16 protein-coding genes are annotated in these 16,775 nt (G+C 47.7%); 7 read left to right on the forward strand and 9 right to left on the reverse strand.

What is annotated here, in order from left to right:
• Nucleotides 1–39 precede the first annotated feature (39 nt).
• Genes chrA through ACY2IG_RS13935 form a run of 4 tightly spaced genes read right to left on the reverse strand, consistent with a single transcriptional unit; the run spans nucleotide 40 to nucleotide 3,910 of the window.
• Nucleotides 40–1,191 carry a chromate efflux transporter gene (chrA, locus tag ACY2IG_RS13920; RefSeq protein ID WP_426272316.1) on the reverse strand — a complete coding sequence of 384 codons (1,152 nt, stop codon included), beginning with the start codon at nucleotides 1,189–1,191 and terminating at the stop codon, nucleotides 40–42.
• A 52-nt stretch (nucleotides 1,192–1,243) separates the two neighbouring features.
• A complete protein-coding gene (locus ACY2IG_RS13925) occupies nucleotides 1,244–2,347 on the reverse strand; it encodes a DUF418 domain-containing protein (protein ID WP_462618056.1) in 1,104 nt (367 codons plus the stop codon).
• 58 nt (nucleotides 2,348–2,405) lie between these two features.
• Nucleotides 2,406–3,449, reverse strand: a complete 1,044-nt coding sequence (locus ACY2IG_RS13930) for a glycosyltransferase family 4 protein (RefSeq protein ID WP_035410148.1) — start codon at nucleotides 3,447–3,449, stop codon at nucleotides 2,406–2,408.
• A 59-nt stretch (nucleotides 3,450–3,508) separates the two neighbouring features.
• Complete coding sequence (locus tag ACY2IG_RS13935) at nucleotides 3,509–3,910, reverse strand: Rok-like winged helix domain-containing protein (protein WP_035410150.1); 402 nt, start codon at nucleotides 3,908–3,910, stop codon at nucleotides 3,509–3,511.
• Between the two features lie 293 nt (nucleotides 3,911–4,203).
• Between ACY2IG_RS13935 and ACY2IG_RS13940 the strand changes: the two genes are divergently transcribed.
• Nucleotides 4,204–5,688 (forward strand): N-acetylmuramoyl-L-alanine amidase, encoded by a 1,485-nt coding sequence (locus tag ACY2IG_RS13940; protein WP_312067635.1) that lies wholly within the window; start codon nucleotides 4,204–4,206, stop codon nucleotides 5,686–5,688.
• Between the two features lie 91 nt (nucleotides 5,689–5,779).
• Here ACY2IG_RS13940 and pgmB read toward each other — a convergent pair whose 3' ends face one another.
• The gene (pgmB, locus tag ACY2IG_RS13945; protein ID WP_035410155.1) at nucleotides 5,780–6,451 is read right to left on the reverse strand and encodes a beta-phosphoglucomutase; all 672 of its coding nucleotides are present in this window, start codon (nucleotides 6,449–6,451) and stop codon (nucleotides 5,780–5,782) included.
• A gap of 278 nt (nucleotides 6,452–6,729) precedes the next feature.
• Here pgmB and secA2 point away from each other — a divergent pair, with 278 nt between their 5' ends.
• Nucleotides 6,730–9,093: an accessory Sec system translocase SecA2 gene (gene secA2, locus ACY2IG_RS13950; RefSeq protein ID WP_462618057.1), complete on the forward strand. Its 2,364-nt coding sequence runs from the start codon at nucleotides 6,730–6,732 to the stop codon at nucleotides 9,091–9,093.
• Nucleotides 9,077–9,838, forward strand: coding sequence for an SLAP domain-containing protein (locus ACY2IG_RS13955; RefSeq protein WP_035410161.1), 762 nt, complete (start codon nucleotides 9,077–9,079; stop codon nucleotides 9,836–9,838). Before secA2 ends, ACY2IG_RS13955 begins: the two co-directional genes overlap by 17 nt.
• A gap of 38 nt (nucleotides 9,839–9,876) precedes the next feature.
• On the opposite strand, the gene ACY2IG_RS13960 is transcribed toward ACY2IG_RS13955, so the two are convergent.
• Together ACY2IG_RS13960 and ACY2IG_RS13965 are read right to left on the reverse strand one after the other, a co-directional pair.
• Nucleotides 9,877–10,209 carry an Asp23/Gls24 family envelope stress response protein gene (locus tag ACY2IG_RS13960; protein WP_029342549.1) on the reverse strand — a complete coding sequence of 111 codons (333 nt, stop codon included), beginning with the start codon at nucleotides 10,207–10,209 and terminating at the stop codon, nucleotides 9,877–9,879.
• Nucleotides 10,210–10,265: 56 nt separating this feature from the next.
• Complete coding sequence (locus tag ACY2IG_RS13965; protein WP_035410164.1) at nucleotides 10,266–11,327, reverse strand: acyltransferase family protein; 1,062 nt, start codon at nucleotides 11,325–11,327, stop codon at nucleotides 10,266–10,268.
• 42 nt (nucleotides 11,328–11,369) lie between these two features.
• On the opposite strand from ACY2IG_RS13965, the gene ACY2IG_RS13970 reads away from it, so the two are divergent.
• Together ACY2IG_RS13970 and ACY2IG_RS13975 are read left to right on the forward strand one after the other, a co-directional pair.
• Complete coding sequence (locus ACY2IG_RS13970) at nucleotides 11,370–12,110, forward strand: SGNH/GDSL hydrolase family protein (protein WP_462618058.1); 741 nt, start codon at nucleotides 11,370–11,372, stop codon at nucleotides 12,108–12,110.
• 343 nt (nucleotides 12,111–12,453) lie between these two features.
• A complete protein-coding gene (locus tag ACY2IG_RS13975) occupies nucleotides 12,454–12,921 on the forward strand; it encodes a hypothetical protein (protein WP_035410169.1) in 468 nt (155 codons plus the stop codon).
• Between the two features lie 59 nt (nucleotides 12,922–12,980).
• On the opposite strand, the gene ACY2IG_RS13980 is transcribed toward ACY2IG_RS13975, so the two are convergent.
• Together ACY2IG_RS13980 and ACY2IG_RS13985 are read right to left on the reverse strand one after the other, a co-directional pair.
• Complete coding sequence (locus tag ACY2IG_RS13980) at nucleotides 12,981–13,577, reverse strand: alpha/beta hydrolase (protein ID WP_426272324.1); 597 nt, start codon at nucleotides 13,575–13,577, stop codon at nucleotides 12,981–12,983.
• Nucleotides 13,574–14,512: a VOC family protein gene (locus ACY2IG_RS13985; RefSeq protein ID WP_462618059.1), complete on the reverse strand. Its 939-nt coding sequence runs from the start codon at nucleotides 14,510–14,512 to the stop codon at nucleotides 13,574–13,576. The genes ACY2IG_RS13980 and ACY2IG_RS13985 overlap by 4 nt, the downstream gene beginning before the upstream one ends.
• A 179-nt stretch (nucleotides 14,513–14,691) precedes the next feature.
• On the opposite strand from ACY2IG_RS13985, the gene ACY2IG_RS13990 reads away from it, so the two are divergent.
• A complete protein-coding gene (locus ACY2IG_RS13990; protein ID WP_035410178.1) occupies nucleotides 14,692–15,585 on the forward strand; it encodes an ABC transporter ATP-binding protein in 894 nt (297 codons plus the stop codon).
• A complete protein-coding gene (locus tag ACY2IG_RS13995) occupies nucleotides 15,575–16,774 on the forward strand; it encodes an ABC transporter permease (RefSeq protein WP_035410182.1) in 1,200 nt (399 codons plus the stop codon). The genes ACY2IG_RS13990 and ACY2IG_RS13995 overlap by 11 nt, the downstream gene beginning before the upstream one ends.
• The last annotated feature ends 1 nt before the right edge of the window (nucleotide 16,775 follow it).

A 16,775-nucleotide genomic window follows, 5' to 3' on the forward strand; every position in this document is an offset into this window, starting at 1 on the left:
CAAAGCAGCAGTGGACAAATGTCCGCTGCTGCTTTGTTATTAGAAGAAAAGAAACCCGAGCACTGCACCGATCAGAACAATACGAAGCGGTGACTGCTTGTAAAAACGTAACAGACAAAATAATCCGAAAGCCATCAAGAAGTCGAGTCCACTTTTAATACTCGATGTAAAAATCGGATCGTACAATGCCGCGAGTAAGATACCGACGACGGCAGCGTTGACCCCGATCAACATCCGACCAACCGACTGATTTTTTCGGATGCGATCCCAGTACGGCAAAACACCGATGACGAGTAAGAAACCGGGTAAGAAAATCGCAAGCGTCGCAAGGATGCCTCCAGAAATACCAGAGATGATCGTACCGAGATACGTCGCGAATGTGAAGAGAGGTCCTGGTACCGCTTGTGCCGCTGCATATCCGGCAAGGAACGTATCCGTATTCATGAGTCCAGGTACGAGCGATTGCTCAAGAAACGGCAAGACGACGTGCCCGCCACCAAAGACGAGAGCTCCGGCACTGTACATGATACTCGTCAGCTGGATGGTTCCAGTTGTCGCTTGAGCGAGAAACGGTGTGATGGTGAGTAAGACGAAAAACAAGACGAGTGCGATGACGCTAAACATTCGTGGTACGCGAATTGACAACGAACCACCTGTCTTCGTTCCTTCTTTGAACCAGAAGAAGGCAATAAGACCTGCGAGTAGTAAAACTCCGACTTGCACCAATGGATGGGCAATCAAGAGCACGCCTGCGAGCGCCAGTAACATCAAGGTCAGGCGTTTGGCACCTGTCGCAAGCTTCATTCCCATACCCAGAACGGCGTCAGCGACAATCGCAACTGCCACGAGCTTCAAACCATGAATGAATCCAGCTTCTGCAACGTCGAACCGTGTCGCAAGAAGCGCGAACAGAATCAAGGCGATACTCGACGGCAACGTGAAGCCGATGAAGGAAATAATTGCTCCTGCTACCCCACCACGGATCAGTCCGATGCCCATTCCAACCTGACTCGAGGCTGGACCGGGTAAGAATTGACAGAGCGCGACTAAGTCAGCATAGGCTTTCTCGTCGATCCATTTTTTCCGTTTGACATATTCTTCATAAAAATACCCGAGATGGGCGACCGGACCACCGAACGACGTCCATCCGAGCTTAAACGACACTAGAAAGATTTCGATTAAACGATGCATGTTTCACCTCCATCTTTCATTTTACATAAAAATTGTTAAGTTCTCGTGAACTTCAATGATTTTTCTTCCCGTATGTTCCCTTTCGCCACAATTTCTCCATGGGACCTTGTGCATGATGCTTTAGATATCTGTTTGATGCGATACCTTGCGTAATCAAAATCAGGAATACAAGTAACAGACCTTGCCATAAAGGCGTCGTTTCAAACTGACCGCTCAGGAAGATGAAACATGTAAAGACGAGTGTGTGCATTAAATAGTTCGTCAATGCCATCCGTCCCAGTCCAGCAAACCACCGCATTCGTCCAGCACGGACGAGTAATGCGACAGCACAAGCATAGGTGATAGCAAGCGTCCGACCTGATAACCAGACATAAAAGAGATTAGATGAACCGTCTGGTACGTCCATATGTGAATGAATGATTCCTACGAATGATGGCACCGTCAGCAACAGGCTGATTCCGAACGTCCACCAGAGAAAACGATTCGTCGGCGGTCGTGTGCTGAAACGTTCCATCAACAACGCCCCGATTAAGAACAGCGACAGAATTTGCGGCCATATGATACCGGTGTTCAGAAAGGATTGCGGTAGTTGAACGGTTATCTCATCGTGAATGAAGCCGACAATATCCCGGGAAGCGACCAACGATTGCAGGAAATCATTCTCTTCGATACTCGATTCATCTCCGAATTCGTTAGCATATTGGTAAATCGATATGTAAATCAGGAAAGTATACACTTGACCGACGACTGCAACTAACATTTTCGTAATCGGCTTCGCTTTCGTAAATAATAACAAGATGAAACCAGTCAACGCATACGTATGTAAAATATCGCCCTGCCACAAGCATAAATGTACTGATCCAATGAGAAAAAGAATCCCTAGACGACGCGCAAAAATCATCTTCGATAATCCTTTTTGTCGCAAACGCTGGATGAACAAATAGAATCCTGCTCCGAACAAGACACTAAACAGCGTATAGAATTTCGTCTGGATGAAAAGGTCAAAAAACAGACGAATCCATTGGTCCGCTTCTCCCATCATCGCATGTGATCGATCTCCAAGAAAACTTGGCATATTGACGAATAGGATTCCGCATAATGCAAAACCCCGTAACACATCTAAATAAACGATGCGTTGATTCAACTGTTGTTCCAACCTAACACTTCCTTCCTAAAAAAAGACCGCTCATTTTCTGAGCGGTCTTTATCATACGCTATCTCGATGTAAAACGTTCCAACAAATTCAATAATGGACGATAGCGTTCACCGAGCAAACCAAGCGACTCGACTAAAATATCGAGGACAAGCAGTAACATGACGAGGGAGACAAGTGCCCCAAGTGAGTTCGTCTGAGAAAAGAGAACTGCCGTCATCCCAAAAATTGCACAGAGTCCATAGATGACAAGGACCGCTTGTCGCATTGTAAAGCCAAGATCAAGTAACCGGTGATGCAAATGAGCTTTGTCCGGTGCGAATGGCGGTTTTCCTTGCAACACCCGGCGGACGATCGCAAATAACGTATCGGAAATCGGGATACCAAGCAAAATGACCGGGACGGCAAGTGAGAACAGCGTCACGTTCTTGAATCCAAGTAACGACAACACACCGAGCATATACCCGAGGAACAAAGCACCCGTATCGCCCATGAAAATCTTCGCTGGGTAAAAGTTATGGAACAAGAAGCCGAACGTACTCATCAATAAGAGAATCGCGACGATCGTCACGTAGACGTTTCCTTGGATGACGGCAAGACTGATCAATGTCAACAAGACGATACTTGAGACACCGGCTGCTAAACCATCTAATCCATCAATCAAGTTGACGGCGTTCGTGATCCCGATGACCCAAAGGAACGTCAACGGAACACTCCACCACCCGAGATATAATTGTTGGTCGAACGGTAGATTGATGAACTCGATCCGAATCCCACCGTTGAGGACAATGACGGCGGCAACGATTTGCCCCATCAGCTTTAAACGGGCATTGAGCTGGAATCGATCATCAAAGGCACCTGTCAAAATAATAACGAATCCGCCGACTAGAATATGCGTCGCATACGGACTCGAAGGTTGTAAGATAAAATAACCGATCATGAACGCGATATAGATCGCAAGTCCGCCAAGTCGCGGCATGATTCGGACATGTACTTTTCGCGCGTCTGGACTGTCAACGGCACCGACTGCAATCGCAAAGCGTTTCACGACGGGTGTGATCAGTAAGGCGGCGATAAAACAGACGATGGACGCAGTCCATAACATAGTAACATCACGCTCCTGCGCGAATTATATCATAAAAAAAAAGAGCCGACGAGCGGCTCTTACATGAAGATCGGTACTTCAGCAGCTGGATCATATGTATAGATACCGCGTCCGACTTTCTTAATGGCAGGGTTTGCCTGTTCGACTTTCGCCATCAATTGATAGATATTGCTGATTTGGTGACGATAACGTAACTCGAGTTCCATTTGAATATCACGTGCTGTCATCGATTCACGCTCGCGCATTAAATCACTGATTTGGTGCACGTAGACTTCTAGTGGATACCGTTGATTGACGCGACGTTGCTTTAACGGACGCTCATGCGTAACGGCGATTTCTTGCGAATGTTCTCCCGTTCCACGGCTTAATTCCGAGATCAAATACTCGGCGCGTCGTTGCAGACGACGGTATTCCTCTTCGATTTCCATTAGTTCGCGGTAGATGTGTTCACTGTTCCCCATTCCTTGCCCCTCTTTCCTATTTTATACATTAATGTTTCAGTTGTGTTTCAATTGTATGTATTTTGAAATATGTTAAACTATAATTTGCCTCGATAATATATAATTTCTTTAATTATTTAATTATCCTGTAATATTTTCATATCCTTACCGATAAATTGGCTACACTTCATATTAACAGAAAGGAATGAAAACGGAACATATAATTTCGAGATTTAACTATTTTAATAATACTTAAGTTCTATTAATACAAGATATATCTTTCTTATTTTAACGAAAAGGAGACTGGAAATTTAATGGGCAAATTACCTAAAACATTTCAGACCGCTTTAGTACTTTCGTTGGTATCCGGTTGCTTCGCTTCTACTTCTACTGTATCGGCTGCGACCGGCACAACCTTTACGAAAACTTCGTATCAGACGACGGATGCTTTGAATTTACGTAGTTCGAATTCGACCTCTTCGAAGAAACTACTGACGATCCCGAAGACGACGAACGTCACGTCAAACTACCGTAAAGGCTCTTGGTATAAGTTGTCATATAAAGGAAAGACGGGTTATGTGACGGGATCTTACCTGAAAAAGATTGAGAGTGGTACGTCCTTTACGAAGACGTCCTATAAGACGACCGATGCGTTGTCCTTACGTAGTGCGGCAACGACGTCTTCTAATCGCTTGTTGACGATTCCTAAAGGGACAGGCGTACAATCGAGTTTTAAAAGCGGAAATTGGTATAAAGTGACCTATGCGAACAAGATTGGTTATGTTTCGGGTTCTTATTTGAAGAAAGTAGCTGCACCAGCTAAGACCACGGTCTATACGACGACCGATCGCTTGAACTTCCGTTCGTCCCCTTCGACGTCCGGGAAAGTACTTACAACGATTCCGAGTGGAACAGCAGTCAGCTCCCTCGCCGTTAAATCGAACTGGCATACGGTGCAGTACCAAGGGAAGACAGGTTATGTCATGGGGACATACTTGAAGAAAGGGGCTTCCGTCCCTGCCTCGACGACTGGAAACGTTGACTACAGTGGTTCGAAGATGTATGTCTTGATCTCGTCCGGTAACAGTGTCGCTCTTCGTGCGAATACTTCAACGCTCAGTGGTCAAATCGCCCGTCTCGGTCGGGGGACCCCTGTCGTCGTCACGAATCCGCGGCATCAAACGAAAGGCTTCGTCGCCGTCCGGACAGCAAGTGGTCAAAGCGGTTATGTCGATGCGACGTATCTGACACTGTTCCAACCGGCACCATCAAACCGTCCATTGCTTGTCCTTGACCCAGGTCATGGTGGACATGACGCAGGCGCGGTTCGTTACGGCGTTACGGAACGTGACATCGTTCTTGCAGTCACGAAACAAGTCGCTGAACGTCTTGCCGGAAAAGTCGATGTGACGATGTCACGTTATACAAACGATTACTACCCGTCACTTGGAGAACGGAGCGCCCTTGCGAACAGTCATGCGACGACTGCTTTCGTCAGTGTTCATATCAATGCTTCAACGAGTGAACAGGCATATGGAGCAGAGACCTTCTACTATAAGGGTGCTTCTTCGATCAACCTCGCTCAGAACGTTCAGCAACGTCTCGTCTCGTATGCTGGCATGCGTAACCGAAGCGTTCACTATGCGAACTATGCTGTCATTCGCGGCACACAAGCGCCATCGATTCTAGCAGAACTCGGTTTCCTCTCGAACAGTTCGGATCGTGCGAAACTTACGAATCCGACATATCAATCCCGCTACGCGCAAGCAATCGCGGACGGAATCCTCGCTTCGCTTTAAATCAACCACATATTAAAAAGGATCGCTCAGGGAAGCGATCCTTTTTAAATACATAACTTTCAAGGAATGTCCTTCACCATCAGGGAATGGTTCAGACAAGGGAGCGACTAGCGAGGATTTGCTCAAGGGAAAGCAAATCTGTCGAATCGACACGATAGTCTGCCTCATGGAGTGCCGACTCCGGTCCGACTCCGACGGCATACATGCCGGCAGCGTGGATAGCAGTAATGCCAGCCGTCGCATCTTCTACACCGATGCAACGACTCGGTTCGACGTCGAGTGCTTCTGCAGCACGGAGAAACACTTCAGGGTGTGGTTTCGATTGTGCAACAGTCGCAGCGTCTACGATGTCATCGAAATAGTGTCGAACCTTTAATGCCTCAACGACCATCAGCGCATTTTTAGAGGCGGACGCCATTCCGATTTTCAGCCCAGCGTTTCGGATTTCATCGAGGAATGCAGTGATTCCAGGAAGAAGATCCTGTTCAGAGATGTGCTGGATCAATGTGACATAGTGTTCATTTTTCTTAGCGGCGAGTGCTAGCTTCTCGTCCTCTGAAAAAGCGTTTTGTTTTCCGCCGAGCGCAAGGATACGCTCGAGTGAATCCATCCGGCTGACACCCTTTAATGTCTCATTAAATTCCCGGTCGAACGGGATATCCAAATCCTCTCCTAATTGTTTCCACGCTAAGTAGTGATACTCTGCTGTATCGGTAATTACGCCGTCTAAATCAAAAATGACCGCTTCGATCGTTGGTGCCATCCGACATCCATCCTTTCTTCCATCGTCCATGCAAGGCAAGAAATCGAATGACTTTGCGCAAACGATTGCACTTGCCTCATGAATAATTTTACTGGTTCTCTCGACTCTTTGCAAGCGTTATCAAATATTTCTGATTCTTTGTTTTTAAAGCTGAGATACCTTCTTTTTGATAACGCTTTCAATTTTAAGGGAATGTTTTACTTATTTCTTTTTTTACTATTCGTTTTACAATTTTTAACTGCTATAATGACTTCATAGCATATGAGGGAGTGACGAAGATGTTTCAACGTGTTAAACAGTTGTTGAATGATCAAAGTCGAAGAGTTCATCGTTATGAAAAAATCGTAACGACGATCAATAGCTTAGAACGAGAAATGGAGCAAACATCTGATGAAGCGTTACGGGAGTTGACGATTTCGTTGCGGGAACGGCTACGAAACGGAGAACGGATTGATGCAATCTCACCAATGGCGTTTGCGCTTGTTCGAGAAGCGAGTAAACGGACGCTCGGCTTACGACACTACGATGTGCAGCTCATGGGCGGACTCGCACTACTGGAAGGACAAATCGCCGAAATGGCGACAGGTGAAGGAAAGACGCTCGTCGCTTCACTCGCGAGCTTCACCCAAGCGTTATATGGAAAAGGCGTTCACGTCATTACCGTCAATGAGTATCTAGCACGACGCGATGCTGAACAAATCGGTCAGATCCACCGTTTTTTAGGATTGCAGGTCGGAATCAATTCCGCTGAAGCAACGTTTGAGGAAAAACGGATTGCCTACGCAGCAGATATTACATACGGTGTCGGGACTGAATTCGGATTCGATTACCTGCGGGATCATCTGATCATGGAGCCGACGGAACGTCTGCAACGTCCCCTGCACTTCGCCTTAATCGACGAAGTCGATAGCATTTTAATCGATGAAGCGAAAACGCCACTCATCATGGCGGAACGAGACAGTGTCCACGAAGGATTACAACAACTCGTCCGTCATGTCGTCCAGACGTTTGAAGACGAGCGGGATTATACGTTTGATGAAGAAATCAAAGCCGTCGCCTTGACCGATCATGGCATCGAAACAATCGAAGAGGCGTTTGCGATTGATCATCTGTTTGCCGCCGAGCATTCCGTCCTCTTCCATTACGTCATTCAAGCCTTACGTGCCCATGTCGTTCTCAAACGAGATGTCGATTATATCATCAAGGATCAAAAAATCGCGCTCGTCGACCTCTTCACAGGTCGTCTGATGGAAGGACGCAGTCTATCCGATGGTTTACACCAAGCCCTCGAAGCAAAAGAAGAGGTTCCGGTCACGGAAGAGAACCGGACGACCGCCCAAATTACGATCCAACATTACTTCCGTCTCTATCATCAGGTAGCTGGAATGACCGGTACGGCGGCGACGTCACGGGAAGAATTTCAAAAGACATACGGCATGGACGTCGTGACGATTCCATCGAACCGCCCGAAAATTCGGATCGATGCAGAGGACGTCGTCTTTGCAACACGCGACGAAAAGCTAGAAGCCATCGCGCTAGCAACAAAATCGGCACACGTCACGGAACGACCGGTTTTGATCGGGACTTCATCGATTGAACAGTCCTTGCGCGTCGCGAAGACACTTGATGCGCACGGACTCACCTACGAGATCCTGAACGCTAAAACCGTCGATCAGGAAGTCCGGATCATTGCGGCTGCCGGACAAGCTGGTCGAATCACGATCGCGACCAATATGGCAGGTCGCGGAACGGATATTTTACTCGATGAAGCGGCACGACAACAAGGCGGCTTGTTCGTCATCGGTACCGAACGCCATGAATCGATCCGGATCGACAACCAGTTGCGTGGTCGGGCAGGTCGCCAGGGTGATCCTGGATTGACGCAGTTTTATCTTTCGCTCGAAGATGAACTGCCACGCCGTTTCGCGCGCGATCGCCTCGAGCGTGTGCAACAAAAAGTACGAAATACTGCCGGTCCGCTCACTTCGCGTGACGTCCGGGATCTATTGCAGTTCGCTCAGTCGACATGTGAATCTGTCAACCGAAGTGTTCGGGATGAACTCGTTCAGCTCGAAGAAGTCATCAGTGAACAACGGCAAGCGATCTATCATCTCCGGAACAGAATCGTTGATGCGACGTCACTCGAGGATATCGTTCAGCCATTTGCAGGACGTGTCTTGCCGTCGATCCTCGACCAAACACTCTCTGACGATCTCGTTCCAGAAGAATGGCCACTGGCTCTCGTCATGACAGAACTCGAGCAACTGTTACATCAACCAGTCACGTTAAAACGACTGGAGACGATCGACGAGATGAAACGACAACTCGAGCCGCTGATTGCTGAAACCGAAGCCCTACTTGTTGCCCATGTCACAGCTGAAAAAGAGACCGTCAAACGTTTCATCCTCCTTGCACTGGACGAGCAATGGACGCGCCACCTGACGGCGATGAACACTTTAAAAGAAGGGATTCATCTCCGCAGTTACGGACAAGAACAACCGGTCCGCATCTTCGAACGGGAAGGCATGGATTATTTTGAATATGCCATTGCAAGTTTCGAGAAACAGGTCCTTTCAGGCATCTGCCGCGCCGAACAGACACACGATAGCGAAGGAGAACTGCACCATGCACACGTCGAATGAAGTGTTCCGTCCCCCGCTCTACTTCACGGAGGACATGCCGATCGTCAAGGAAGATGAATACGTCTTTCGTCACGTCGTGAAACAACTGCCTGATCTAGAAGCCAATCAGATGGCAATCCATCTGTTTCAAGTCTTATCACACCGTCCGCTTCATGTCATCGCCTTGTTCCAAAACACGTTGTCTCGGTCGTTCCACCTGAATGACCTCGTCGTCCTTGCTTTATCCGGTGATGAACTTGTTGCTCGTAAAGTTCTCAGTATCGAGGAGGTCCCGGTCATCCTTCCGATGGCGACGTTACCGCTCTGGTTGACGTTTGAAGAAGACGAATGTTTCGTCGACCTCGAACAGTTGACGGAGCCGCTACAACTCGTCTTCTCAAGCGAGACTCTGACGGAGCTCTTCATCGAAGACGACTCCACGGAACTCGAGCAACGGATGATCCGCCAAGTCGCTTATTCGCATCCGACACCACCCGCAGACGGTTGGTCCCTCTTACCAGTTTCAATCACGCGCGAGCTAGACACTGTGACAGCAATCGTTCTCGTCCGTAATGCGAGCGATCAGACGCTGACACTCGAGGCGCTAACACTTGAACTAATGGATGACGAAACGCCAATCGCAGATGTCACCCATCCCGGACTCTCCTTACCCGCTTATAGTCAACAAGCGATCCGTCTCCGTTTTTCCTGCACTGCCCCGCACGTCGATGCTCTCGGACTTCGCTATCTCCCACCTTCTTCCTAAAAAAACGTCTCGGCACACAAGATGCCGAGACGTTTTGCTTATCCTTTTAAGAGTCCGATGACGCGGACGTTGATTGCTTTGGGTTGGAACGCGAGCATGTTTTCCATGTCTTGTGCGATCCGTTCTTGGACTTTTCCAGCTGTCTTGATGATCGACATGCCGTATTTGATATGCACGGACAGACTGACCGTGATGTCGCCACCGACATCTTCGACTTTTACGAGTTTGACCATCTGTTTTTCCTGCAGTTTCGAATCATCTGCTGTAAAGGCGATGCCTTCCGTTTCTTGAACGGCTACACCTGCGATGACCTCGATGACTTGTTGCGAGACGTTCACGACACCATCCGCATTATTTAAATTATATGACATACCTTCCACGCCCTTCGTCTAGTAATCCATCTATCTAAAGTGTAATGCATTCCGCTTTATTTTGAAAGGTCTTCCCGCTTCTCGACGATCGGACGAATGTCGATCTCAATCAAAGGACGGAGGACACGGACGACGAGCGGGTGTATGATGATGCCAACGATTAGTAAGGCGACGCCAATCATGATCAGTAAGGCAAGCCATGCTTGCGGAACGAACGCATCCGTTACGTATTGGCGCCACGCCATGACGAAGAAGACGTGAAGCAAGTAGACATAGAGACTGAGTTCCCCAGCTCGCGTGATGAGCGGCAAACGACGCATTGGAATTAACATCATGAAACCGAGCGAAGCCGCAATCGATAAGAGGTAGATGACGCTATGCTTGAGTACACCAACCCACGCGTCACTATCATATTGTTCGACATATGGGAAACGATGCTTGAACGCATTTGCAAAGTCAACGATTTCTTTCGGCGTATCACGCCATGCTTCGAATAACAGGAAGCCCATGACGGCTGCGAACGTGATACCACCAATCAAACGGACGTTCATCCGCCGCTTGAAATTCTTCGGCATCTCGAAAATCCGGATGAACTCGTGCTCCGATAGATAGTTCCCGAGTAAGAAATACGGATAGAACATGATCAACTTGCGAAGTGCTAAGAAGCCCGTGTTCTCAAGCTCGAACCCATATAACAAAGCGAACGCGAGACCAAACCAGACATATCCTCGCAAGCGGACGACATACGGCGTTACGATATACCAGACGACCATAACGAACAGATACCAAAGTGCCCAATACGGACGTAGTAGATGTGTTCCGATATTTTCCCCGGACAACAGTGGTAGTCCTTCTCCAAGTGTCGCCCAAGAACCAATTAAAATTTGCCAGACACAATAGACGGCAAATAATTGGATGACGCGTAAGTATTTATTTTCGCGGAAGAAATAACCGCTTAAGATAATGAATAATGGCATATGAAACGAGTAAATTAATAGATAGACCGTCTCGAGCAACTTTCCGTCATAATCAAACCGTAAATCCGTCAGCATGTGACCGATGACGACGAAAATGACAAGAAAACCTTTGATATTATCAAACCAAGGATTCCGATTCATGTTACACTACCCCTTATACTCCCTCGAAAGGAACGAATGTTTATGAAAAAGACACTCCTGATTCTATCCATCGTCTTGAACGTCGTTCTCCTTGCATTGTTACTGGGACGTAAACCGCTCGAAACCTTCGGAAGCGTCTTACCTGCAAAGAGTACGACTCCAGTCACGACATTCCAATACGATAAGAACCCGAACTATGTCCGTTTGAATAGTCTATTCCATACTTATCAATACCCAAAATCAGCGAACGCTGTCATGTTAGGTGACTCGATGACGAATTTTGCCGATTGGCGCATCTTGATGGAGGATCCGACAATCATTAATTTCGGGATTCCTGGCGATACGACAGAAGGCTTTTTGACTCGCCTCGACCTGATTCTCGAGATGAAACCAAAACGCGTCTTCTTGATGGGTGGCATCAATGACATCCGTCACTATACGCCGATTCCACAAATTACCGAGAACATGACGACGATCGTGACGACACTTCGAAAAAATAACATCGACGTCATCCTCCAGTCAACCGTTCCTGTGGCTCCAAAATATTCGGACTCTGTCCGAATCAATCGTGATGTCGAAGCGTTGAACCGAAATTTACAAAATCTCGCTCAATCGCTTAAAATCCCATTCGTCGACTTGAGACCTGTTTTGACGAACAAACAAGGGTATCTTCAGAATCGCTTGACGTATGATGGATTACACCTCGTCGGTGGGGGTTACCTGCGCTGGAGTGATGCCTTAAAACCTTATGCGTTGCAAACAAACATAACAGCAAACAAATAAGCGATGGCGCATTAAAAAACGGCTCATCCCGGCAATCGGGATGCGCCGTTTTTCGATTCTTAGTCTTCTTGGTTTTTAACACCCATATAAGCTGCAACGCTTGATGCTGAGAAAACAGCAACAGCAACGATTCCGACAGCGATCCAGATAACCTGATCCATCATTTCTTCATATCCTCCTTTATGTAACCGCTCACTTCTACATTTAGCGTACACGAATTTCGTCAAGAAAGAAACACATTTTCCATGTCTAATGACTAGACGATTCGGGAAAAAGTAACTATAGTAGAAGGACAACTATAAATTGTCAGAAAATTCGATTATTTAACAAGGAGGTGTTTCTGATGGCCACTTCATTGCTTACGCCGAAAGTGACGTTACGACATCGAAGTACTCTCAACTTTGGATATTGGCTTGTCATCGGATGCATAGGATGGGTGATGCTTGCCCTCGTCACGAATGTTGGTACCGTTCTTGGTCGTCTTCCCTTATATGAAAGCATTCCCCTCGCGATCCTTGTACTTGGGCTCACAGGTATCGTACTAAAAATGGCGCGTGACGAGTGGTGGATTCATTATCTTGAACGTCAGACCCAGTATTATATCGGACATGAGACCGTGACCAGTTGGTGCACGACGATCGATAGCATGTGGCTGATCCGTAAGACGATGCGTCGTGAACTTCGCCTACTTTACCGGCAGCTCGCTCAGACGAAGGCATCGGAAGAAGTGAAACAGATCCTTGCCCTTCAGCTTGTCGAGCGTGGCGTGCTCATCGTCTACTCCCGTCCAAAAAGTGATCATCCCGCTTGAAGCGAAAAGAGGACTGCCCCATTACCTTCTAGAAGAGAAGCAGATGGGACAGTCCTTTTTTAGTGTTTTAACCAATCGGTTGCTGCTTCGATCGTCGGCATGACAAGTTGGTGTCCGTAGTTCGACCATGTGACATCGACTGATGCACCAGCCTCCTTCAAGAGTGCTGACAACTCTTCTGTTTCCTGAGCGGGACAGATTGGATCATTACTACCGGCGCCGATGAACACACGAACATTTGATAAGTCCGGTAACGTCACACCGCGACGTGGTACCATCGGATGCAGTAAGATGGCTTGTTTAAATAGTGCTTCTTCAAACAACATGTTCGCTGCGATGTTGGCCCCGTTCGAATAACCGACTGGAATCAGGCGATCGAGTGCGAAGTCACGTTCCGCTGCTTGTTCCTGTAAAAATTGAATCAATCGTGCTGTCCGTAAAGCGAGATCTTCTTCATCGAAGACGCCTTCTGCGAGCCGTTTGAAGAAACGTGGCATCCCGTTTTCCGAGACTTCTCCACGGACGGACAAGTAACCGGCTTCCGGATCAAGCAGCGAGACGAGTCCAATGAGGTCTTGTTCCGTTCCGCCTGTGCCGTGTAAGAGTAAAAAGATCGGTGCATCCATTGTTTTTGGCGCTTGATATAAATGAATCATATGAGTCTCCCCTTCGGTACTGTAATAGGTGTTACGTGATTCGTGATCGCGGTGCGATGCGCTTCAAATTGTTCCGGCAACTTCAAGCCTTCTCCAAGCATCTCGAAGTCTTCATCGATCGCGAACCCTGGATTGTCAGTTGCGATTTCATGGAGGATGCGTCCACGGTCATGGAAATAGATCGACGTAAAGTAATTGCGATCTTTTACTTCAGTCGTCTGCAAACCGAACGCGTTGATCGCCTTCATCCAGTCGAGTTGTTCCTCTTGATCGGTTGCGCGCCAGGCGATGTGGTGAACGGTTCCCGTACCCGGACGACCAACCGGCATCTGACCATGGACGACATCAATGACATTTCCAAACTCCCCTTCCGCAATGTACCGGTCAACGGTCTCCGTCCGTTTACTGAGGGTGAGCCCCAATGTATCGGTCAGTAATTTGGCTGTGTCTGATGGATCTCGCGACAGTAATGTCGCTCCCGCAAATCCTTTGATGGCGACGTCACGCGTGACACCGTCGATTTCATAGTGACTGCCTCGTCCCGCCTTGCGTTCGACGAGCTCGATTTGAAGACCATGTGGATCTTCGAACGCGATCTGTTGCTCTCCGAAACGAACTGTTTCTTCAAACGAGACGTTCTTTTGCGTCAGCCGTGCTTTCCAGAAATCCGATGCACCGACCGGAATCGCGTAAGCTGTCGTTCCGACCTGTCCGGCACCGACCTGTCCTCTCGCCATGCCTTTAAATGGGAAGAACGTGATGATCGTTCCGGGTGCACCAGACTCGTTTCCAAAGTAAAAATGGTACGTCCCTGGATCATCGAAGTTGACCGTTTTTTTGACGAACCGTAGTCCGAGAATCGTCCCGTAAAAATCAAGATTTTCTTGAGGATCGCCGACCATTGCTGAGATGTGATGGATACCTTGCGTTTTCATAGAATAGGTCCCTCCTTCAATCGTTACTGTTAACACAATAATAGTAACTAATGAACAAAAAGTAAACTAATTAGACTTGTTTCCATTTTCCCTGGAACCTTTACCCAATTTTGACCGTAGGACACTATGTAACAATGGTACACTTGTCGTGCAACAGACATCTTTATAAGGAGGTTCTTATGTTAGAAATCAAACACATCACGAAGCGTTTCGGCGATTTCACTGCCGTTGATGCGTTGACGATCGAAGTGCCACGCGGACAAATCTTTGGTTTGCTTGGTGCGAACGGTGCCGGCAAGACAACGACGTTCCGGATGCTACTCGGTCTACTCCAACCGACCGAAGGTTCGATCACATGGAACGGAGAACGCATTCCGACTTCAAAGATTGGATATCTTCCGGAAGAACGCGGATTGTATCCGAAAGTCCGAGTCGACGAACAACTCTTATTTCTTGCTGAACTCCGAGATATGAAACGGAAGGATGCAAAACGAGCACTGACCGAATGGCTCGAGTATTTCCAAATTCCTCAATATGAAAAAATGCGTGTCGAACAACTCTCAAAAGGAAACCAACAAAAAATCCAGTTGATCTCCGCCGTCCTACATAAACCTGAACTGCTGATTTTAGATGAACCATTTAGCGGACTCGATCCAGTCAATGCGGAACAATTAAAACGTGCCGTTAAAAAATTGACCGTCGATGGAACGACGATCGTCTTCTCGAGTCACCGAATGGATCATGTCGAAGAACTCTGCGAGCATGTTGCGATTCTCGATCATGGTAAGCCCGTCGTCGCTGGTTATCTTCCTGATATCAAGGCGAGCTATGGGAAGACCCGTGTCCTCTTGACGACGGATGCCCCACCACTCCTATGGGATAGCTTACCGGGTGTCCTTCAAGTTGAGTCGGACAATAATGGACATGTCGTCCAAGTTTCTTCAAAAGAAACCGCTGACCAACTTCTCCAACATATCGTCAGTGAAGGACACCATGTTGATCGTTTCGTCTGGGATCAATTATCCTTGCAGGATATCTTCATCGAGGAGGTCGGAAAACGTTATGAACCGTAAATTCCTGACTTTATATCGCTTCAATCTATTACAGAAACTACGTGCCAAAAGCTTTTTGATCTCAACTGTTCTGATGGTCCTGTTTCTCGTCGGCTTCGGCAATATCGAACGGATTCTCGACTGGTTCTCGGGTGACGATCCGAAAGTCGCCCTCGTCAGTGAATTATCGACAGACCTTCGCCCTGCCTTGAAAAAGGCTGGTGTCACCTCAGACATCACACCGAAGGAGTATACGGTCGCAGAAGCACGTAAAGCGGTCGATCGAGGCACGTTTGACGTCGTAGCGATTGTCCAAGATTCTTATGACGTGACGCTCGTTAGTGCTAGTCCTGAATCCGAGTTACAGACACAAGTCGCGACGGTCGTCAAACAAGTCCGTGATCAAGCGGTCATCACGGATGCGAAGATTGACCCGAACGTTCTTGCGTCACTCGCTAAACCCGTTCCCGTCAAACAAGAGTTGACGTCGACAGGTGGAAAAAGTGAAGACGAACTCTTTGCTGCCTCCGCGCTCGTTTATGTATTGTTGTTTTTGATGTACTTCACGATCGCGATCTACGGTGGAATGATCGTCACGGAAATCGCGAATGAAAAATCATCACGGGTCATGGAGTTGCTGATCTCTGCGGCGAGTCCGATCCAGCACATGCTCGCGAAGATTCTTTCAATCGCTACCGTCAGTCTCGTACAATTGTCGATTCTCGTCGGTGTCGGCTACTACAGTGCTCAAAGTAGCAGTTTATTCAATCAGTTATCACTCGATTCCTTAAGTGCCCGAACAATCATTTATCTGTTCGTCTTCTTCTTGCTTGGATACTTCCTATATGCCACGTTACTTGCAGCACTCGGTTCGCTCGTCAGTCGGGTCGAGGATGCGCAGCAAGTGACGTTACCGGTCATCTTGTTAATCGTCGCTGCCTTCATGATTTCAATGTTCAGTCTGAACGCACCAACGAATCAAGCCGTCGTCGTCTTGTCATTCGTTCCGTTCTTTACACCGATGGTCATGTTCTTGCGTGTCATGTTGACCGATGTACCGCTATGGCAAGTTTCGATTTCCCTCATTTTAATGCTGATCAGCATTTCGCTCGCCTTATTTGTCGGAACGAAATTCTACCGTGGTGGTGTTCTGTTCTACGGATCGAATCCGCTTAAACAATTACGCCGGATCTTAAGCGGACGCCGGTAAC

The organism is Exiguobacterium sp. EF_C8, from assembly GCF_054956715.1.